19 protein-coding genes and 5 tRNA genes are annotated in these 20,966 nt (G+C 53.3%); 2 read left to right on the forward strand and 22 right to left on the reverse strand.

From position 1 onward, the window contains the following. The first annotated feature begins 84 nt into the window (after positions 1 to 84). Positions 85 to 1,023: a CDF family zinc transporter ZitB gene (zitB, locus tag HV157_RS06840; protein ID WP_020884956.1), complete on the forward strand. Its 939-nt coding sequence runs from the start codon at positions 85 to 87 to the stop codon at positions 1,021 to 1,023. On the opposite strand, the gene pnuC is transcribed toward zitB, so the two are convergent. From pnuC to mngA, 20 genes are all read right to left on the reverse strand, one after another. After that, positions 1,020 to 1,739, reverse strand: a complete 720-nt coding sequence (gene pnuC, locus HV157_RS06845; protein WP_151887595.1) for a nicotinamide riboside transporter PnuC — start codon at positions 1,737 to 1,739, stop codon at positions 1,020 to 1,022. The two genes, zitB and pnuC, sit on opposite strands and share 4 nt — an antisense overlap. Positions 1,740 to 1,761: 22 nt before the next feature. Further along, complete coding sequence (gene nadA / locus HV157_RS06850; protein WP_040016951.1) at positions 1,762 to 2,805, reverse strand: quinolinate synthase NadA; 1,044 nt, start codon at positions 2,803 to 2,805, stop codon at positions 1,762 to 1,764. Positions 2,806 to 3,040: 235 nt separating this feature from the next. After that, positions 3,041 to 3,116 (reverse strand) — tRNA-Lys (locus HV157_RS06855). 31 nt (positions 3,117 to 3,147) lie between these two features. Continuing rightward, a tRNA-Lys gene (locus HV157_RS06860) sits at positions 3,148 to 3,223 on the reverse strand. A gap of 139 nt (positions 3,224 to 3,362) precedes the next feature. Further along, positions 3,363 to 3,438, reverse strand: a tRNA-Lys gene (locus tag HV157_RS06865). A 4-nt stretch (positions 3,439 to 3,442) separates the two neighbouring features. After that, positions 3,443 to 3,518, reverse strand: a tRNA-Val gene (locus tag HV157_RS06870). Positions 3,519 to 3,545: 27 nt separating this feature from the next. Then, positions 3,546 to 3,621, reverse strand: a tRNA-Lys gene (locus HV157_RS06875). Positions 3,622 to 3,782: 161 nt separating this feature from the next. Beyond that, a complete protein-coding gene (gene cpoB / locus HV157_RS06880) occupies positions 3,783 to 4,577 on the reverse strand; it encodes a cell division protein CpoB (protein ID WP_014169189.1) in 795 nt (264 codons plus the stop codon). A 9-nt stretch (positions 4,578 to 4,586) separates the two neighbouring features. After that, a complete protein-coding gene (gene pal / locus HV157_RS06885; protein WP_003858578.1) occupies positions 4,587 to 5,108 on the reverse strand; it encodes a peptidoglycan-associated lipoprotein Pal in 522 nt (173 codons plus the stop codon). Positions 5,109 to 5,143: 35 nt separating this feature from the next. Next, the gene (gene tolB / locus HV157_RS06890; protein ID WP_025204648.1) at positions 5,144 to 6,436 is read right to left on the reverse strand and encodes a Tol-Pal system beta propeller repeat protein TolB; all 1,293 of its coding nucleotides are present in this window, start codon (positions 6,434 to 6,436) and stop codon (positions 5,144 to 5,146) included. A gap of 130 nt (positions 6,437 to 6,566) precedes the next feature. Then, entirely contained in the window at positions 6,567 to 7,856 is a 1,290-nt protein-coding gene (gene tolA, locus HV157_RS06895) for a cell envelope integrity protein TolA (protein ID WP_182268359.1), read from the reverse strand. 28 nt (positions 7,857 to 7,884) lie between these two features. After that, a complete protein-coding gene (gene tolR / locus HV157_RS06900; protein WP_014169185.1) occupies positions 7,885 to 8,313 on the reverse strand; it encodes a colicin uptake protein TolR in 429 nt (142 codons plus the stop codon). Between the two features lie 3 nt (positions 8,314 to 8,316). Further along, the gene (tolQ, locus tag HV157_RS06905) at positions 8,317 to 9,009 is read right to left on the reverse strand and encodes a Tol-Pal system protein TolQ (RefSeq protein ID WP_014169184.1); all 693 of its coding nucleotides are present in this window, start codon (positions 9,007 to 9,009) and stop codon (positions 8,317 to 8,319) included. Then, a complete protein-coding gene (gene ybgC / locus HV157_RS06910) occupies positions 9,006 to 9,410 on the reverse strand; it encodes a tol-pal system-associated acyl-CoA thioesterase (RefSeq protein ID WP_014169183.1) in 405 nt (134 codons plus the stop codon). Before ybgC ends, tolQ begins: the two co-directional genes overlap by 4 nt. 148 nt (positions 9,411 to 9,558) lie before the next feature. Continuing rightward, on the reverse strand, positions 9,559 to 9,849 hold the full coding sequence (ybgE, locus tag HV157_RS06915) for a cyd operon protein YbgE (protein ID WP_020884961.1): 291 nt from the start codon (positions 9,847 to 9,849) through the stop codon (positions 9,559 to 9,561). Next, positions 9,849 to 9,962, reverse strand: a complete 114-nt coding sequence (gene cydX, locus HV157_RS06920) for a cytochrome bd-I oxidase subunit CydX (protein WP_014169181.1) — start codon at positions 9,960 to 9,962, stop codon at positions 9,849 to 9,851. The genes ybgE and cydX overlap by 1 nt, the downstream gene beginning before the upstream one ends. Positions 9,963 to 9,976: 14 nt before the next feature. Continuing rightward, positions 9,977 to 11,116 (reverse strand): cytochrome d ubiquinol oxidase subunit II, encoded by a 1,140-nt coding sequence (cydB, locus tag HV157_RS06925; protein ID WP_182268358.1) that lies wholly within the window; start codon positions 11,114 to 11,116, stop codon positions 9,977 to 9,979. 15 nt (positions 11,117 to 11,131) lie between these two features. Then, positions 11,132 to 12,700: a cytochrome ubiquinol oxidase subunit I gene (gene cydA, locus HV157_RS06930; RefSeq protein WP_020884962.1), complete on the reverse strand. Its 1,569-nt coding sequence runs from the start codon at positions 12,698 to 12,700 to the stop codon at positions 11,132 to 11,134. A 679-nt stretch (positions 12,701 to 13,379) separates the two neighbouring features. Further along, positions 13,380 to 16,016 (reverse strand): mannosylglycerate hydrolase, encoded by a 2,637-nt coding sequence (gene mngB, locus HV157_RS06935; RefSeq protein WP_182268357.1) that lies wholly within the window; start codon positions 16,014 to 16,016, stop codon positions 13,380 to 13,382. A gap of 21 nt (positions 16,017 to 16,037) precedes the next feature. Further along, positions 16,038 to 17,954, reverse strand: coding sequence for a PTS 2-O-a-mannosyl-D-glycerate transporter subunit IIABC (gene mngA, locus HV157_RS06940; RefSeq protein WP_182268356.1), 1,917 nt, complete (start codon positions 17,952 to 17,954; stop codon positions 16,038 to 16,040). A gap of 169 nt (positions 17,955 to 18,123) precedes the next feature. Here mngA and HV157_RS06945 point away from each other — a divergent pair, with 169 nt between their 5' ends. Then, positions 18,124 to 18,840: a GntR family transcriptional regulator gene (locus tag HV157_RS06945; protein ID WP_014169175.1), complete on the forward strand. Its 717-nt coding sequence runs from the start codon at positions 18,124 to 18,126 to the stop codon at positions 18,838 to 18,840. 83 nt (positions 18,841 to 18,923) lie between these two features. Here HV157_RS06945 and sucD read toward each other — a convergent pair whose 3' ends face one another. Beyond that, a complete protein-coding gene (gene sucD / locus HV157_RS06950) occupies positions 18,924 to 19,793 on the reverse strand; it encodes a succinate--CoA ligase subunit alpha (protein ID WP_014169173.1) in 870 nt (289 codons plus the stop codon). Further along, complete coding sequence (sucC, locus tag HV157_RS06955; protein ID WP_006809579.1) at positions 19,793 to 20,959, reverse strand: ADP-forming succinate--CoA ligase subunit beta; 1,167 nt, start codon at positions 20,957 to 20,959, stop codon at positions 19,793 to 19,795. The genes sucD and sucC overlap by 1 nt, the downstream gene beginning before the upstream one ends. Positions 20,960 to 20,966: the final 7 nt, after the last annotated feature.

The raw sequence follows: 20,966 nt of genomic DNA on the forward strand, positions 1-20,966 counted from the left end.
AAGGAGAGCTCTGGCTCTCCTTTCTTTTTGGAGTAAGCCATTAAAAACGCTACACTAAAAACAATAACAAAAAGGAAAGCTGATATGGCGCACACGCATTCACACACCCCGTCTCCTGGCGATGACAACGCTAAACGCCTTATGCTGGCCTTCGGCGTCACGGCAACGTTTATGGTTATCGAGGTCATTGGTGGCCTGGTTTCCGGCTCTCTGGCGCTTCTGGCGGATGCCGGACATATGCTTACCGATGCCGCCGCCCTGCTCTTTGCCCTGTTGGCCGTGCAGTTTGCCCGTCGTCCGCCTAACGCGCGTCATACCTTTGGCTGGCTGCGACTGACCACTCTGGCGGCGTTTGTTAACGCTATTGCTCTGGTGGTTATCACCCTTCTTATCGTCTGGGAAGCCATACAGCGCTTTCGACACCCTCAGCCGGTCGCCGGAGCGACAATGATGGTTATCGCCGTAGCAGGTCTGCTGGCGAATCTTCTGGCGTTCTGGATTTTGCATCGCGGCAGCGGAGAAAAGAACCTCAACGTGCGCGCTGCGGCTCTGCATGTCATGGGCGATTTACTGGGTTCCGTCGGTGCTATTGTGGCCGCGCTGGTGATCCTTTATACCGGCTGGACGCCCGTCGACCCGATTCTTTCCGTGCTGGTATCGTGTCTGGTATTGCGCAGTGCCTGGCGGCTGCTGAAGGAGAGCGTGAATGAACTGCTTGAAGGGGCGCCGGCATCCGTGGACATTGCCGAGCTTAAACGCAACCTGCGTCGTTCCGTGCCCGAGGTGCGCAATGTGCATCATGTTCACGTCTGGCTGGTGGGTGAGAAACCCGTCATGACATTGCACGTCCAGGTGATCCCTACCCATGACCATGATGGCCTGCTTGAGCGCATCCAGCACTTTCTCGAACATCACTATGAGATTGGCCACGCCACCATCCAGATGGAGTACCAGCCCTGTAACGGCCCGGACTGCCACCTGAACGAGGCGCAGTCCGGCCATTCACATCATCACCATCATTAGTTCGAAAGCGCGCGAGAGCCTCGCTCACGCGCGCTATTAATCCACATCCGGCTCCCGTTCAGGGCAATGAAGGTCAGCAGCAGATACTCCAGCGACATCGCATAGACGCCCTGAAGTGCAAAAATAACCACGCTAATGACGTTAATGACTACCCAGAGCAGCCAGTTCTCAACGTATTTACGGGTCATCAGGATCATCGCCGCAATCGATAGCACCATCATGCAGGAGTCCCAGAACGGGAAAGCATCCGGCTGGAGTGTTGGCATAGCGACATTCAGCCCGAGGCCAGACATGACCGACACCGCGACACGGGTCAGGAATGCAAACACCGGGTTGATATAGACGGTCATTAAACCAATGGCGACAACGCAGGCGACAAACCAGGCGATGGCTTTCGGTAAGGGCAGCCAGCGGATTTGCAGCTCCGCCTCCTGCTGGCTGTTCTGCCGCGACCACGCGTACCAACCGTAAATGTTCGCCGCAAAGAAGAACAACTGCAAAAGCAGGCTGGCGTACAGCTGGATCTGGAAGAAGATAATCGCAAAGAGCGTAACGTTAATTAACCCGAACGCGTAGTTGCTGATCTTCTCCAGGCTTGCCAGCCAGATACACAATAACCCAGCCAGCGTACCCACGGCCTCAATCCATGACAGGTCATAGCCACCTGCACCAATCGGTATATGAACCAGAATGTTCTGTGTGCTAAAAAAATCCATCTTTTCCCCAGGGCGTATTGAATTAAGTACGTAGTGTAGCCGCAAAATCCAGCATGCGGTTAAGCGGAATTAACGCACCTTCACGCAGAGCAGCATCCACATGGATTTCATGCGCTGCTCCGCCTTTCTCCAGCCCCTCAGCAATAGCTTTCAGGCCGTTCATCGCCATCCACGGGCAGTGCGCGCAGCTACGACACGTCGCCCCCTCGCCCGCCGTTGGTGCTTCAAGCAGCTCTTTCTCAGGCACGGCCTGCTGCATCTTATAGAAGATACCGCGGTCGGTTGCCACGATGAGCTGCTTGTGCGGCAGCGTCCTGGCAGCATTGATAAGCTGGCTTGTGGATCCCACGGCATCCGCCATGTCGACAATGGACTGCGGTGATTCCGGGTGAACAAGGATCGCTGCGTGCGGGTAAAGCGCCTTCATGCGCGAGAGCGCCTGCGTCTTAAATTCGTCATGAACAATACAGGCACCCTGCCAGCAAAGCACGTCAGCGCCGGTCTGCTTCTGCACGTAATTACCGAGATGGCGGTCAGGCGCCCAGATGATTTTCTCGCCCAGACTGTCCAGATGCTCAATCAGTTCAACGGCGATGCTTGACGTCACGACCCAGTCTGCCCGCGCTTTCACTGCGGCAGAGGTATTGGCATAGACCACCACGGTACGGTCCGGATGGGCATCGCAGAAGGCCGAGAACGCATCAATCGGACAGCCGAGGTCGAGTGAACACTCCGCATGTAGCGTTGGCATCAGAATGGTTTTTTCAGGGCTGAGAATCTTTGCGGTTTCACCCATAAAGCGAACGCCTGCGACCAGTAACGTGGAAGCAGGATGTCTGGCACCAAAGCGTGCCATCTCCAGAGAGTCAGAGATGCAGCCCCCGGTCTCTTCCGCCAGTTGCTGGATTTCCGGGTCGGTGTAGTAATGTGCAACCATCACTGCATCTCGCTCTTTGAGAAGACGTTTGATCTTCTCACGGTAAAACTGCTTCTCATCCTGACTCAGCGGGACAGGCTTTGGCGGGAAGGGATAGATTGCGGCTTCTGGATCAAACATCACGCTCATTATGGCTTCTCGTTTTACTGGCTTAACATTATTGCCTTACTTTTGCATGACATAGCAAAACGGACGGCAAATGTGTTTTGTATACTAAACAAGATAGCGAATTTGCGAGAAAAAGTCACCGGAAATAGGTGTGCGTAGCACGCATCGGATGGCGACTTCGCCGGAGCCGACCTGCAAGGTCAAAATATGCGGAATACAGATAGCAAAAAAGCGCCTTTAGGGCGCTTTTTTGCATTGGTGGGTCGTGCAGGATTCGAACCTGCGACCAATTGATTAAAAGTCAACTGCTCTACCAACTGAGCTAACGACCCCTTGCGGGATGTACTGCAAATCTATTCAGGCTGGTGGGTCGTGCAGGATTCGAACCTGCGACCAATTGATTAAAAGTCAACTGCTCTACCAACTGAGCTAACGACCCGCTTGGGTGTTGCCTGAATTTTTACTCATACCAATAACCTGGTGGGTCGTGCAGGATGACTCGGCTTCGCCTCGCCCTACGGGCCGTTTCTGTTGCAACGTTATCCTTCACGTTTAACATCTGAGTAAGACATTAAAATTGGTGGGTCGTGCAGGATTCGAACCTGCGACCAATTGATTAAAAGTCAACTGCTCTACCAACTGAGCTAACGACCCGGAGTGGTGGGTGATGACGGGCTCGAACCGCCGACCCCCTCCGTGTAAAGGAGATGCTCTACCAACTGAGCTAATCACCCACTCTGTACTACCGGAACTGCTTTAAGTGGTGGGTCGTGCAGGATTCGAACCTGCGACCAATTGATTAAAAGTCAACTGCTCTACCAACTGAGCTAACGACCCACTTTTACGCTGTTTTCACGTTGTTTGATATCCCGTGGCAACGGCGGCATATATTACTGATTTAAGAATTCAGCGCAACAAAAATTTCGATGAAGATCACTTAACTGCTTACGAATCATGCTGCACGACCAGAAATAACGCGATTTCTGGTCATGCGATAATCATCCCATCGAATTCAGACGTTTTTGCGCCTGCTTCGCACCTTCGGTGCCAGGGAATTTAGCAACCACCTGCTGATAAACCGCTTTCGCTTTCGCAGTGTCACCTTTGTCCTGCATGATGACGCCGACTTTAAACATCGCATCAGGCGCTTTTGGCGATTTCGGGTAATTTTTCACCACTGAGGCAAAATAAAACGCCGCATCGTCCTTTTTACCCTTGTTGTAATTCAGCTGACCCAGCCAATAATTTGCATTGGGCAGATAAGTAGAATCAGGGTATTTCTTCACAAAGTTCTGAAACGCAACGATAGCGTCATCCTGACGAGATTGATCCTGTACCAAGGCAATGGCCGCGTTGTAGTCCGTATTCGCGTCACCGCTCTGAACAGGCGCTCCCGTCGAGGCCGAAGCATCTGCCGCAGGAGCAGGGGTCGACGTCGCCGCACCGCTCTGATCGCCTGCTGCTGGCTGCGCAGCTGCGCCACCGCTGCTGAGGCTATCCATCTGCAGCAAGATTTGCTTCTGACGTTCCACTACCTGGTTAAGCTGATACTGGCTTTCCTGAATCTGACCACGGAGAGAGTCAATATCGTTTTGGTTGTCGGAAAGTTGTTGCTGGAGTTGGGTTAAAAGCTGACTGTGAGCGTTAGAAATACGCTCGAGTTGAGTGACCCGGTCTTCTACCGAGCCTGAGCCGACACTACTGATTGGTGCCTGAGCAAAAGCGGCCCAGGGGGCCGCTATTCCAACCAGTAACGACAGACTCAACAGATGATGTCTGAAGTTACTGCTCATGCAATTCTCTTAGTAAACCAGTACGGCACGACGGTTTTTGGAGTAAGCCGCTTCGTCGTGACCCAGTACTGCAGGTTTTTCTTTACCGTAAGAAACGATGGAGATCTGGTCAGCAGAAACGCCTTTACCCTGCAGGTACATTTTAACGGCGTTAGCACGACGTTCACCCAGGGAGATGTTGTACTCTGGAGTACCACGTTCGTCCGCGTGACCTTCTACGGTGACTTTGTAAGACGGGTTGCTACGCAGGAAGTTAGCGTGAGCATCCAGCATCGCAGCGAAGTCAGAACGGATGTCGTATTTATCCAGATCGAAGTAAACGATGTTGTTCTGCTGCAGCTGCTGCATCTGAAGACGCGCTTGCTCTTCAGAAGACATGTTGCCATTGCCATTCGCGTCCATACCGGTACCGGCACCCATCATGCCTTCGCCGCTCTGGTCATTGCTTGCATTCTTGTTAGAAGAACACGCTGCGATTGCCATTACAGGCAGAGCGATCATCAGCCCCTTCAGCACTTTGTTCAGTTGCATTTCTATGATTCCTTTAGTAATCAATTAATTATTATTTACAGATACGGCGACCAGGCAGGTGATTTTACCTGTCCATCAGTTGCCGGAATACGCGCTTTGAAACGCCCATCTGTAGAAACCAGATTCAGCACAGATCCCATCCCCTGAGAAGAGCTGTAGATTACCATAGTGCCGTTAGGTGCCAGACTTGGCGTTTCATCCAGGAACGTTGACGACAGAACTTGAACGCCACCCGCTACCAGATCTTGTTTGGCAATGTGCTGCTGCCCACCGTTGGAGCTGACCATTACCATAAATTTACCGTCGCTGCTCACATCTGCGTTTTGGTTCTGCGAACCTTCCCAGGTAATACGCTGTGGAGCACCGCCGTTGACGTTCACTTTATAGATTTGTGGACGACCTGCCTGGTCAGACGTAAATGCCAGGTTCTGGCTGTCCGGGAACCAGGACGGTTCGGTGTTGTTGCTGCGACCATCGGTCACCTGGCGAATTTGACCAGAGCCAATGTCCATCACGTACAGGTTCAGGCTACCGGTTTTAGAGAGCGCAAACGCCAGTTTGGTACCGTCCGGAGAGAACGAAGGCGCACCGTTGTGACGAGGGAACGACGCAACCTGGCGAACAGCACCGTTAGCCAGCGTCTGGATAACCAGCGCTGAACGACCGCTTTCGAAGGTAACATAAGCCAGTTTAGAACCGTCCGGAGACCAGGCTGGAGACATCAGCGGCTGAGAAGAACGTTTCACCAGGAACTGATTGTAACCATCATAGTCAGATACGCGCAGCTCATACGGGAACTGACCGCCATTGGTCTGTACCACATAAGCAATACGGGTACGGAACGCACCTTTAATGCCGGTCAGTTTTTCAAATACCGCATCGCTGGCAGCGTGTGCCGCGTAGCGCAGGTACTGTTTAGTGACCTTGTAAGAGTTCTGTGCCAGAACGGTACCCGGTGCACCGCCGGTATCAACCAGCTGCCAGGCAACGTTGTAAGAGCCGTCCGGGTTAGGTGTAACCTGACCAACAACGACAGCATCAATACCGAGTGCAGACCATGCAGCAGGCTGTACTTCCTGCGCGCTGCCCGGCTGCTGAGGCAGACGAGAACGATCTAATGGGTTGAATTTACCGCTGTTACGCAGGTCAGCCGCAACGATGCCACCGGCATCTTCAGGCGCAGCGCCAGGACCGGCCCACTGGAACGGAACAACACCGATTGGGCGTGCCGAATCCACCCCCTGGGTGATCTCGATACGTACTTCTGCGTGCAGTACTGCTGCCCACAGCATTAAAAAACCAAATGCTACACGTAATGCCTGCTTCATCATATCTCCCTTATCCGGGTAACCTTACCCACGATAATTTAGCAGAATGTTAACAAACCCAAATAGACAAAACTACTAAACACTCGTTAGGACAATAGACTGTTTTTCATACTTCCGTAAGGACAGTCGATTACAGTTTAAAGTCCAGTTTGGCATCTTTTATCCGTTCATAAACAGCCTCACTAGGCGGTTTAGGAATGTTCGCCGACCTTGCAGCGGCCAATGCTGCCTGACAAAGCGCAGGATCGCCCCCTTCAGAGGTCACGCTTTTCAACCTACCGTCTGGCGCAAGGTTGATATGCAGTACACATTGTTTGCCCTGATAGATGCTTGCATCAAACAGGCGGTTCTGAATCGCAACCTGAATTTGCTTAGCATAAGCGCTGATATCAGCACCCGTCGCCCCACCATTGGCTCCAGAAGTACCACTGTCTTTAGAGGGCTGACCACTGCCTTTCGCACCACCGCCCGCTTTCGGCGCATTCTTACCAGAACTCAGGTCGCCCAGGAGATCGTCAACGCCAGCGGCATCCGCGGCTTTCTCAGCGGCGGCCGCTTTTTTGGCGGCGGCTTTCTCTGCAGCAGCTTTCTTATCGGCAGCGGCTTTTTCTGCTGCAGCTTTTTTGTCAGCAGCCGCTTTCTCGGCGGCGGCTTTCTTCTCTGCTGCGGCTTTTTCAGCAGCGGCCGCTTTTTCTGCTGCAGCCTTCTCGGCAGCAGCCGCTTTCTTCGCAGCATCGGCAGCAGCTTTCTTCTCTGCTTCCTGAGCGGCTTTCTTCGCGGCTTCCGCTTCAGCTTTTTTCTGAGCATCAGCAGCAGCTTTTTTTGCCGCTTCCGCTTCAGCTTTCTTCTGAGCATCAGCAGCGGCTTTCTTCGCCGCTTCCGCTTCAGCTTTCTTCTGAGCATCGGCTGCGGCTTTCTTCGCCGCTTCCGCCGCTAATTTTGCCTGAGCATCAGCTTGTGCTTTCGCGTCCGCCGCGGCTTTGGCTGCCGCCTCTTCCGCCTGCTTCTGCTGTTCCTGAGCTTTCTTCGCGGCCTCTTCAGCTTGCTTCTGCTGTTCCGCCTGCTCTTTCGCCGCTTCCTGCGCCTGCAAACGTTCTTTCTCAAGCTGCTTCAGTCGCTCCTGCTCAGCGGCCTGCTTTTCACGCAGTTCTTCCGCTTGCTGTTGCGCCTGTTTTTCACGCTGCTCTTCAGCCCGTTTTGCACTCGCCTTCTGCTGTTGCTCGCGGTTATAGCTCTGCACTACCGCACCGGGATCCACCATGACGGCGTCAATGGAAGAGCCTCCACCGCCGCCCGATGATGCATCAATGTGCTCGTCGAACGAACTCCAGATCAGCACTGCAAAAAGAATAACGTGCAGCACTGCGGAGACGATTATCGCTCGCTTAAGCTTGTCGTTCTGTTCGGTTGCCTTTGACACTATCGGTTCCCAAAAACTACGCAGATGATCAAATAGGCTGAGTCATTAAGCCAACTGACTTAACGCCCGCGCTATGTAGCAAGTTCAGCGCTTTAATAATTTCATCGTATGGTACGTCTTTCGCGCCACCGATTAAGAAGACCGTTTTCGGATTTGACTCCAGGCGTCGCTGCGCTTCAGCAATAACCTGCTCAGGTGGCAGTTGATCCATACGATCTTTTTCTACCACTACGCTGTATTGCCCTACACCGGAAACCTCAATGATGACCGGAGGATCGTCATTGGTGCTTACCGCCTGTGATTCTGTCGCATCCGGCAGATCAACCTCCACGCTCTGGGTAATGATGGGTGCTGTCGCCATGAAGATCAGCAGCAGTACCAACAGAACGTCCAGCAGTGGAACGATATTGATTTCGGACTTGAGCTCGCGACGATTTCGTCCACGCGATCTGGCCATGGTTTACCCCTTGTTACTCTCGGTACTGGTAAACGCCTGACGGTGCAGAATCGCGGTGAACTCTTCCATAAAGTTGTCGTAGTTCAGTTCCAGTTTATTCACGCGCTGGTTCAGACGGTTGTAAGCCATAACCGCCGGGATCGCCGCAAACAGACCGATAGCGGTCGCAATCAGTGCTTCTGCAATACCCGGGGCAACCATCTGCAACGTCGCCTGCTTCACCGCCCCCAGGGCGATAAAGGCGTGCATAATCCCCCAGACCGTACCAAACAGACCAATATACGGGCTGATGGAACCAACGGTCCCCAGGAAAGGAATATGCGTTTCAAGGTTTTCCAGCTCGCGATTCATGGAGATACGCATCGCACGCGAGGCACCTTCCACAACCGCTTCGGGCGCGTGGCTGTTTGCCCGATGCAAACGAGCAAACTCTTTGAATCCGCTATAGAAAATCTGTTCGGAGCCTACGAGGTTATCACGGCGTCCCTGGCTTTCCTGATACAGACGAGAAAGCTCAATACCCGACCAGAACTTATCTTCAAACGCTTCTGCTTCACGGCCAGCCGCATTGAGGATACGCGTTCTCTGGATGATGATGGCCCAGGATGCGATTGAAAAACCAATCAAAATCAACATGATAAGTTTAACCAGAAGGCTTGCCTTCAGGAACAAATCAAGGATATTCATGTCAGTCACTGCTTAAACTCCGCGACAATAGACTTAGGAAGCGCACGAGGCTTCATTATGGTTGGATCAACACAGACGATCAGGACTTCAGCTGAGTTCAGTACCGTATTTTCTGCATTGACTATCCGCTGCGTGAAAACCATTGAGGTTCCGCGCATTGATGTAATTTCAGTTTGGACTTCGAGCATATCGTCGAGTCTGGCAGGCGCAAAATACTCAAGCGTCATCTTGCGAACCACGAAGGCAACTCGCTCAGCCAACAGCTCCTGTTGACTAAAGTGATGATGGCGCAGCATCTCTGTGCGTGCCCGTTCATAAAAAGCAACGTAGCTGGCGTGGTAAACCACACCCCCGGCATCGGTATCTTCGTAATAGACACGAACCGGCCATCGAAACAGCGTTGTATTCACTTTACATCCCGGTAATGCAACAAAAGTTAGAGCTTTTAAACTTCGCTACTATACGCGCGGGAAAGATGGTTTGGAATGGGAGAAAGTAAACGGAGAGTAAATTTTTATGGGCCAGGGTAAGCCCATATCATTAACGGACATTTCTTATTCAGAAGAAGAAGAAAATCAAGCCAGCGAGAAGCACCAGATCGGCGATAAGTGGGCAGAAAATCCCCTGCCAGTGCAGCGCTTTCGGACGAAAGCCTACGCCGTGGATCACACCTGCGCACACCGCCCACATAATGAGGAAGCCGTGCCAGATCTCAAGCTCGCTGGTCTTCGCTGCAAAGCGCGAAGGGTCCCAGAAGATACAACCTGCCAGCAGTAATGCCATCACTAAAGAAAGCGCCCTTAACGGGCGCTTATCCATTACCGCGTAAAGCGTCGCGATAATGTTCATTAGTGTTTGTCTTCACCTGCTTTAGACGCTTCGACGTGCTCAAGCGCCAGGGCAGTAATGACACCAAATGCACAGGCAAGAAGCGTCCCTAAAATCCATGCGAAATACCACATATTCAGCTCCTTACTTAGTACAGAGAATGAGTGTTGCTTTCAATATCTTCTTTCGTGATACGACCGAACATTTTCCAGTAACACCAGGCGGTGTACAGCAGGATAATCGGTACGAACACGCAAGCAACATACGTCATCAGGTTAAGCGTCAGCTGGCTGGACGTTGCATCCCACATGGTCAGGCTTGCATTCATCATCGTGCTGGACGGCATGACGAATGGGAACATCGCGATACCTGCAGTCAGAATAATGCACGCCAGCGTCAGTGAGGAAAATACAAATGCCAGGGCACCTTTTTCCAGACGTGACGTCAGTATCGTCAGCAGCGGCAGCAACACACCCAGAGCCGGAATAGCCCACAGAACAGGCATATTGTTGAAGTTCACCAGCCACGCGCCAGCCTGACGTGCTACTTCTTTCGTCAGCGGGTTAGACGGTGCCGTGTGGTTAATTGCAGACGTAATGACATAACCGTCGATACCGTACATCACCCATACGCCGGCCAGTGCGAAGCACACCAGGGTAATAAGCGCAGCAACCTGCGCCGTTGCACGAGAGCGAAGATGCAATTCACCTACGGTACGCATCTGCAGATAGGTCGCACCCTGAGTAATGATCATTGCCACACTCACCACGCCTGCCAGCAGACCAAACGGATTCAGCAGCTGGAAGAAGTTACCGGTGTAGTAAAGACGCATATATTCATCGATGTGGAACGGTACACCCTGCAGCAGGTTACCGAACGCCACGCCAATCACCAGCGGTGGAACGAAGCTACCAATGAAGATGCCCCAGTCCCACATGTTGCGCCAGCGGGTGTCTTCAATCTTGGAACGGTAGTCGAAACCAACCGGACGGAAGAATAAAGAAGCCAGCACCAGAATCATCGCCACATAGAAACCGGAGAACGCAGCCGCATAGACCATCGGCCAGGCAGCGAGCAGCGCGCCGCCTGCGGTGATCAGCCACACCTGGTTACCGTCCCAGTGCGGGGCGATGGAGTTAATCATGATTCGACGCTCGGTGTCATTACGACCGAGGAAACGGGTGAGCATCCCCACCCCCATGTCGAAACCGTCAGTGACTGCGAAACCGATCAGCAGAATACCGACCAGCAGCCACCAGATAAAACGCAATACTTCATAATCGATCATTTGATGACTCCTGTCTTAGCGTGCCGGCTGAGTAGTCGCACCGGACTGCTCGTAGTGATAGCGACCGGTTTTCAGGCTGCTTGGGCCAAGGCGCGCGAACTTGAACATCAGGAACAGTTCAGCCACCAGGAACAGGGTGTACAGACCACAAATCAGCAGCATGGAGAAGATCAGATCGCCTGCAGTCAGAGAGGAGTTCGCTACCGCCGTTGGCAGCACCTCACCGATCGCCCATGGCTGACGGCCATATTCCGCTACAAACCAGCCGGATTCGATAGCAATCCACGGCAGTGGGATACCATACAGCGCGGTACGCAGCAGCCATTTTTTCTCACCGATGCGGTTACGAATCACGGACCAGAAGGACGCCGCAATGATCAGTAGCATGATGATGCCGCAGCCCACCATGATACGGAATGCGAAGTACAGTGGCGCCACGCGTGGAATGGAGTCTTTGGTCGCCATCTGGATCTGCGCTTCCGTCGCGTCGGAGACGTTCGGGGTATAGCGTTTCAGCAGCAGACCGTAACCCAGATCTTTCTTCACATCGTTGAACTGGTCACGCACGGCCTGGTCGGTAGAACCCGCACGCAGCTGCTCCAGCAGCGCGTAGGCTTTCATACCGTTACGGATACGGCCTTCATGCTGCACCATCAGCTCTTTCAGACCCGTCACCTGCTTGTCGACGGAGCGGGTGGCAATGATGCCGAGCGCGTAAGGAATTTGAATGGCGAAGCGGTTTTCCTGTGCATCCTGGTCGGGAACACCGAACAGAGTAAAGGCAGCAGGCGCGGGTTGGGTTTCCCATTCGGCTTCGATAGCGGCCAGTTTGGTTTTCTGCACGTCACCCATTTCGTAACCAGATTCATCACCCAGCACGATAACAGAGAGGATTGCAGCCATACCGAAGCTTGCAGCGATAGCAAAGGAGCGCTTAGCAAACGCGAAGTCACGACCACGCAGCATGTAGTAAGAGCTGATGCCCAGTACAAACATCGCGCCGCACACATAGCCAGACGCCACGGTGTGAACGAATTTAACCTGTGCGACCGGGTTCAGCACCAGCTCGGCAAAGCTGACCATCTCCATACGCATGGTTTCGAAGTTGAAATCAGACGCGATAGGGTTCTGCATCCAGCCGTTCGCGACCAGGATCCACAGTGCGGACAGGTTCGAACCGAGTGCCACCAGCCAGGTCACCGCCATATGCTGGACTTTGCCCAGACGGTCCCAACCGAAGAAGAACAGACCTACAAAGGTGGATTCGAGGAAGAAGGCCATCAGACCTTCAATGGCCAGCGGCGCACCGAAGATATCCCCAACGTAGTGAGAATAGTAAGACCAGTTAGTCCCGAACTGGAACTCCATGGTCAAACCGGTAGCCACGCCCAGTGCAAAGTTGATACCAAACAACTTGCCCCAGAACTTGGTCATATCTTTATAAATCTGTTTGCCGGAGAGGACGTAGACCGTTTCCATGATGGCCAGCAGGAACGCCATACCGAGCGTTAGTGGCACAAACAGGAAGTGGTACATCGCGGTCAAGGCAAACTGTAAGCGCGACAGTTCGACTATATCTAACATCATGACTCCTTGCTCATCGCATGAAGACTCCGAGAGTGAACCCCGTTAGAAAAGGATTCACACACATGCCCCAATACAAATTATTCGCATCCATGTCGTCGCGCTTAGCCTGAGAAAGGATAAAAGCAATGACGATAGGTTACAAATACGTTAATAAAAAACTCAAATTGATCCCGTAAATATAATACGCTGCAAAACCCTTACAATAAACAGGTTTTTATTGAATCACATTTACGTTTTTTCGACGGCGATCAATTTATAGCAAAATTACCACTTTTCAGCCATTTTGATCGGGGACAATTTACCGCCTTTCGACACCTTTTTCCAAGGATTAAACTTTGATTTAAATCAAAAAGCACCGATTCTGTTAACCATGTTTAAATGTGGTGTGAATGGTAAAAACCTTGTTAATGCTATGTGTACGACGAGATATTTGGAGTTATCAAAAGCAAGAAAGAATATAAACAAACGTGATTTATTTTAACGCTGAAGAACAACGCATCTTTACATTCGCGTTAACGTATAAAGGTAGTCGTCAGCGCGTTTTTTTTCCATTGTGCGACGATAGCCGCAGATAATTACATTTATTTTACCTGCGACACGCTTAAAATTAACACCACAATGTGACTATTCAATAAAAAAGGCTGCCCTGCGCGCAGCCTTTTGTTCACTTCAGACGCTACCTTTCCGTTTTCAGGCTAAAAGTCCGCGATTGCCCAGGCCTGAACAGGCCCGTAATGCCCTTTTCTTCTCCCCTGCCTGCCAGCACCTGTTCATTTAAATCCGTCTCGCAACAGCCTTTAAGCGCCTGATTCCACGATAAAGAGGCATCACAGGACACAGATTCCGACGGATTAAACAGACGAAGGATAAGCGCGTCCCGATCCTCCGCCTTTTTTATCGCGCTCATAACACAGCCTGTCGGCGAAAGGGTCAGCAGGCTGTATCTGTCCGGCGTGCTGAACGGCGCACGGTTAAGTTTCATGGCATCCCAGGGGATTTTGTTATAACACTGGACGGGGGTAAGCCACGCTTTCGCCTGCTGAGCAACGCCGGCGTTCTCGGGAGAGCCGCTAAAACTCAGAAGGCTAAAACGGCAGTCGAGCCGGCCCCGAAGCTGCGAGTCCGGAACGGCCATTTTTATGCCGGACGGTCGGCCCGGGCGCAACAGCAAATCTTCCTTTCCCAGCACGCCCACACCGCGTAAAAGGGTCAGAGCAAACGCTTTTTCCGCCTCCCCCACCACTTCAAATTCGCGTAACCCTTCTGTGAACAGGGCGAGCCCGTTTCGTTCCTGCTGCAGCACGGCGTAGTTAAGTAAATTCCAGACGGGAACCGGTGCTTCTTTCCAGCCCTCTTCTTGCCAGTTAGCCATTGCGTCATCGCGAACCGGGCGCGTTATGGAGCCAAACTGCGTATCTGACAGTACCTGCTCCGTCATAAACGGCGTCGGGATAAGCACACGGACCCGGTGATCGTCAGCCTGATTATCCAGACGCGCCACAACATCTACACGCCTGCTGTTATGGCTGAGAGTGACCTCAAATTCCACCGCAAGAGCGCCATTGCGCAGGCGGGCCGACCGCTCGGCCAGGTTTGCCGGAACGGCGATAAGATGCTGGATCACCGCCCTGCTCTGCCAGGCTTCCTGTATCACCTCAACATGATGCTGCCCGTGCGCTGAAGTGAGCCGCCACTCTTCCCGGGATGGCGAGTAGTCGTACTCATCGCCATCATCCGACCCCTCTTCAATTTCCAGTACGCGGTCATAAATAAGTCCGGATTCTTTATCACGCAGGCGCAGCGTGCCATCGTCATTTATATCAATTTGCCAGAAGGCATTTTCCAGCAGAGCATCCGTTTTTGCCCTCGCGGGAAGCCTCTTTTCAGGAGCCTGGGGCTCGATGTAAAGCGTGCGGTATCCCATCGCGGGCAGGATCTGACAGATTTGGATATCAAACTCCATAAACGGATCGTAATTACCATAGTGCACGATTTGCCGATCAATCAGCCCCGGGTCAATTTCCCGGGCGCTGCGAATAAAACAGGGGATCTCATTACCTTTATTATCCCGCAACCGGAACTGGCTCGCGCGCAGACGAAGGGTGGTGTTAATCACCTCTTCACGGGGCCAGGGCATCAGATTGAACATCACCAGCTTGTCGGCCTCGCTTTGCGGCATATTGTCGACAATCTTGCGCATCGAGAAGCGCGTGAGGTTATCGGCCATGTCTTCAGCGAGCGCAAACCGGGCCATAATCTCACGATGCACTTTGTCGCTGCAGCAGCAGCCAATGCTGTCGTGAGCATGATTCTTGAGGATCTCTTTCCACATTTTCTCCAGCAAACCGTGGTGATACTCGAAGCCAAGCATCCAGGCGAGCACCGCCAGCGGTTCGAGGATATTCACGATTTTGTTTTCAATGCGGGCGTGGGCAATTTTGATGTCCATCCGTGTGGAGCCGATTGTCCGGTGTACACGCATGTATTTGCCGTCGATAAACTCCCCTTTCAGCGTCGCCAGTTCGTCACGGTGCGCTTCAGTATGTTCAAAGACCTCCTCGAACCGGCTCATCACAAATTTCCGCTGCGGGTACATCTTTCGAAGGGTATCCATCACCGCGAAAATGTTCTGCTGGAGGGGCATCTGGTCGTGACCGTTAGGCAGCAGAATCTCTTTCGTCACGGAAGCGTTCTCCAGCAATGTAAGCCAGGTATCGAGCCGTTTACGCAGCCCCGCTTCATCCTCCGGTAAGTACTTACCAATCGCGTAGCCCAGCGGTAGTACCTGCGCCGTGACTTCGCTGCCGTCTGCGCTCTGCCATAAAAATTCTGTTTTATCGGTGCCGTGACGCTCAGAACATCCGCGCCAGAACAGCGTGCGGGTGATACCAAAGCCGTTATAGATATGCGGAAGTTGCCCGGACATGCCAAACGAATCCGGCAGATACCCTATTTTCATCGGCTCACCGAATTCCATGCAGTCGCGCATCCCGTACATCAGGTTGCGAACGATCGATTCGCCGCTGACTATCGTGGTGTCGGTCTGGGTATACCACGGCCCGATAATCAGCTTTCCGCGCTCAACCAGCGCTTTTACCCGGGGCCGGTTTTCCGGCACAACGGCGAAGTAATCCTCCAGTACCGCGGTCTGTCCATCGAGAACGTAGTATTTATACTCTTCGTCCTGCTCCAGACGGGTCAGGATCTCCTCCATGTTATTGACCAAAAGGATCCGCGACGCTTCGGTGGTGAAATACCACTCACGGTCCCAGTGCATATGTGGCGTGATATGAACGCGAGATACAGCTTTCATCTTCGTTTCCTGTAAGTGAATTTATGGCGTGACGTCTTCCGTCAGGTATTTGCCTTTTTTTACGCCCTGACGTCGCCAGAACAGTAAGATGAGCGTAGAGAGCATCGTTCCCCCCAGCGCTGCGCCAAACCAGCCTGCCGCCGCGATCGCGCCACCCATCCCCGCGTCATGCAGTAAAAAGAGAGAGAAGATGCCCGCCCCCGGCGTAGACAACCCGATACCCATTGCACCGATAATCGCCCCTGTTGCCATCGAGCCAACAACAAACGAGCCAATCACCCGCAGCGGATCTTCAATGGCCATCGGAATTGCCCCTTCGGTGATGCCCGCAAGGCCCAGTAGCCACGTCGACTTGCCGGTTTCGATTTCAAACGGTTTAAAGAGATGCGGTGCCAGCATGGTTGAAGCCGTGACGGTAAAAGCCGAGACCATTTTGACGGAAGCAAAAATGGCATACGGCCCGTAAACGCCGTTGGCCATCGCCCCCAGACAGAACGCATAGGCCGCTTTGTTGACCGGTCCCCCCAAATCGAACGAGCACATAAAACCGAGCAGAGTACCCAGTAGCAACGCATTGGCACCGGAGAGCCCGTTAAGCCATGCCGTGAGGGAGGTGTTGATCCACGCGACCGGCTCGCCGATCACGAACAGCATCAGGCTGCCCACGCCCAGCACGCCAAGCACCGGGTAGAGGTAATAGGTTAAAAAGCCGTTATAACGCTGACTCAGACGGATATGGTTTTTCACCCAGCGCATCAGATAGCCGGCAATCAGGCCACCTGCAATCGCCCCTAAAAAACCTGAACCGATCATATTGGCGGCAAGACCGGCCGCAAAACCCGGCGCCAGAGCAGGTTTATCTGCCAGCGAGTAGGCGGTATACGCGGCCAGCACCGGCACCATTAACGTGCCTAACATCCCCCCGCCGAGTTTGCGATACATCCACAGCCATGAGTTCTCTTGCTCAAACAGATGCTGTAATCCCAACATCTGTGCCAGCAATACCGCGACGGCCAGCACCGTGCCTCCCGCCACAATTAGCGGCACGGCAAAGGAAATACCGCTGAGCAGGGCCTGCTTAAGCTCCGTTTTAAGGCTCTTGCTCACATCATTGCCGGTGTGCACCTGGCGATCCGTTCCCGCGGGGGGTAAGGCCAACGCACGCTTAATAAGCGCTTCGGCATGGCGAAGCGGTTCCGCGACCGGCACGGACAGCGTCGGGATGCCCTGAAAACGCTCGCTCTCTTTGAGAGCCACTTCTGCGGCAATGATACAAGCCTGCGCAGTGCGTAACTGCTGCGCGGTCAACCGCCCTTCGATACCGTTCGCCCCCTGCTTTTCCACCACCACGTTTACGCCAAGCTTACGCCCCGCTTTTTCCAGATACTCAGCTGCCATATAGGTATGCGCAATGCCGGCGGGGCATGCAGTTACACAAACGATGGTTGGCGCATCCACGAACGCGACAACGTCATCTTCCTGTGGCACATCGTCCAGCGCGGCGAGTAGCGCTGCTGCCGTGGTAGCCGCCATGACGCGCGCCCGAAGAGTTTCATCCGCCAGACGAGAAGTAAGTTCCGTCAGCACCTGGATATGGGTTGAGCCAGCTTCAGCCGGCGGAATGGCAAGCAGGAAAATCAGCTCGACATTTTCCGGGCCATCCACGCCTTCCCAGCTCAGCGGTTCACACAGGGTGGCTACGGCAAAAGCCGCCTCTTTCACCACCGCTGATTTACCATGCGGGACTGCCAGCCCTTCGCCGAGCGCGGTAGGGCCTAGCGATTCCCGATGAAAGACTTCGGTTAAAAACGCATTGCCGTCGGTAATTTTGCCGAGCGTCACCAGCCGCATCGTGAGCTGGCGTATTGCTTCATCACGACTGGTGTACTGCGCCTGCACGCAGACAGCGTCGGGATGGGTCAGGGTCGTCAGGTTCATCAGGATCCTCACACTCAAGGGTAATTGTTCAGGATCGATTGTGACAGACGAACTGATACCTTTATGTGATCATTTTCACTAACACCGATAATTTGTATTTAATTTGTATTATTTACAAATTCTATGCTGGAGGCATAATTCCGTGAAAAGGTATTAGAAGGCAGACGACATGGGCAATAAACCGATGTACCGGCAGATAGCGGATGCGCTTCGCGAGAAAATTACCGCCGGTGAGTTAAAACCCGGTGATGCGTTACCGACGGAATCCAGCCTGCAGGAGACATTTAGCGTCAGTCGCGTCACGGTGAGGCAGGCACTGAAGCTCCTCACTGAAGAGCAGATTATCGAGAGCATTCAGGGCAGCGGCTCCTATGTGAAAGAGGAGCGCGTCAATTACGACATTTATCAGCTTACCGGCTTTTATGAAAAACTGGCGGACCGAAACGTCGATACCCACAGCGACGTAAAAACATTCGAAGTGATCAAAGCGGATGTGAAACTGGCTGAGACGCTTAACATTCGCCCGGATGACAAAGTGTGGCATGTCAAACGGGTGCGCTTTATTAAGCAAAAACCGGTGAATCTGGAAGAGACGTGGATGCCGCTGGCGATGTTCGCCGACCTCACCTGGGAGGTGATGGAAAATTCCAAATATCACTACATCGAACAGATCAAGAAGATGGTTATCGATCGCAGTGAACAGGAACTGGTTCCGATCATGCCCTCACAGGAGGCGATCGACGCGCTGGCGCTGGATCCGGCAAAACCGATACTGGAAAAGGTGTCACGCGGCTTTCTGAAGGATGGGCGGGTGTTTGAATACAGCCGTAACGTGTTTAACAGCGACGATTACAAATTCACGCTGGTCGCGAAACGCAGGCATTAAAAAAGGCCGCTTTACAGCGGCCAACCATGTCGAAACGGACACTTATTACTTCAACGCTCCCTTTTACAGGGAGCAGAGAGGATTTACTTAATGATGGATTTCAGTGCTTCGCCGATATCCGCCAGGCTGCGAACGGTTTTCACGCCTGCGGCTTCCAGCGCGGCGAATTTCTCATCAGCCGTACCTTTACCGCCTGCGATAATCGCGCCTGCGTGACCCATACGCTTACCTTTCGGCGCTGTCACACCTGCGATATAACCGACAACCGGCTTGGTCACATGTTCTTTGATATACGCAGCCGCTTCTTCTTCTGCGCTACCGCCGATTTCACCGATCATCACGATCGCTTCGGTCTGCGGATCTTCCTGGAACATTTTCAGGATATCAATGAAGTTAGAACCTGGGATGGGGTCACCACCGATGCCCACACAGGTGGACTGGCCGAAACCGTAGTCGGTAGTCTGCTTAACCGCTTCATAGGTCAGCGTACCGGAACGGGAGACGATACCCACTTTACCCGGTTTGTGAATGTGACCCGGCATGATGCCGATTTTGCATTCGCCTGGGGTGATAACGCCCGGGCAGTTCGGGCCGATCATGCGCACGCCAGCTTCATCCAGCTTCACTTTCACGGTCAGCATATCCAGCGTCGGGATACCTTCGGTGATGGTGATGATGAGCTTGATGCCCGCGTCAATCGCTTCCAGAATCGAGTCTTTGCAGAACGGAGCCGGAACGTAGATAACGGTCGCGGTCGCGCCCGTCGCTTCAACTGCTTCGCGCACGGTGTTGAATACCGGCAGGCCCAGGTGCGTGGTGCCGCCTTTACCTGGCGTTACGCCACCAACCATCTGCGTGCCGTAGGCAATCGCCTGTTCGGAGTGGAAAGTCCCCTGGCTACCGGTGAAGCCCTGGCAGATAACCTTGGTATCTTTATTAATTAAAACTGACATTATTTCCCCTCCACTGCGGCAACAACCTGCTGAGCTGCATCCGTCAGACTTTTCGCTGCAATAATATTCAGGCCGCTGTCAGCCAGTTTTTTCGCGCCGAGTTCAGCGTTGTTACCTTCCAGACGCACCACAACCGGGACGTTAACACCCACTTCTTCTACCGCACCGATGATACCGTCTGCGATCAGGTCGCAACGCACGATACCGCCGAAGATGTTAACCAGCACGGCTTTGACGTTGTCGTCAGAGAGGATGATTTTGAACGCTTCGGTTACACGCTCTTTGGTTGCGCCACCGCCCACGTCGAGGAAGTTTGCAGGCTCACCGCCGTGCAGCTTAACGATGTCCATGGTGCCCATCGCCAGGCCTGCGCCGTTAACCATGCAGCCGATGTTGCCATCCAGCGCTACGTAGTTCAGTTCCCACTGTGCAGCCTGCGCTTCACGCGGGTCTTCCTGAGACTGGTCGCGCATTTCACGCAGATCCGGCTGGCGGAACAGTGCGTTGCCGTCAGCGCCCAGTTTGCCGTCGAGGCAGATCAGGTCGCCCTGAGTGGTGATGACCAGCGGGTTGATCTCGATCAGCGCCAGGTCGCGCTCCAGGAAGATGGTGGCCAGACCCATGAAGATCTTGGTGAACTGCTGAACCAGCTTGCCTTCCAGGCCCAGTTTGAACGCCAGCTCACGGCCCTGGTAAGGCATAGGGCCTGCCAGCGGATCGATCGCCACTTTGTGGATCAGGTGTGGCGTCTCTTCTGCCACTTTCTCGATTTCCACGCCGCCTTCGGTAGACGCCATGAACACCACACGACGGGAGCTACGGTCAACAACCGCGCCCAGGTACAGTTCTTTCGCGATGTCAGTTGCAGCTTCAACCAGGATCTGGTTGACAGGCTGACCGTTCGCATCTGTCTGGTACGTTACCAGACGCTTGCCGAGCCAATGTTCAGCAAACGCACGAATCTCTTCTTTACTCTTAACAACCTTCACACCGCCCGCTTTACCACGGCCACCAGCGTGAACCTGACACTTAACTACCCAAGGGCCGGAACCGATTTTAGATGCGGCTTCTTCTGCTTCACGCGGGGTAGTACAGGCATAACCCACCGGAGCCGGTAAGCCATACCGGGCAAACAGCTGTTTGGCCTGATATTCATGTAAGTTCATGTGTTCT

Source organism: Enterobacter sp. RHBSTW-00318 (assembly GCF_014101375.1).
In the GTDB taxonomy this organism is placed as follows: Bacteria; Pseudomonadota; Gammaproteobacteria; order Enterobacterales; family Enterobacteriaceae; genus Enterobacter; species Enterobacter ludwigii.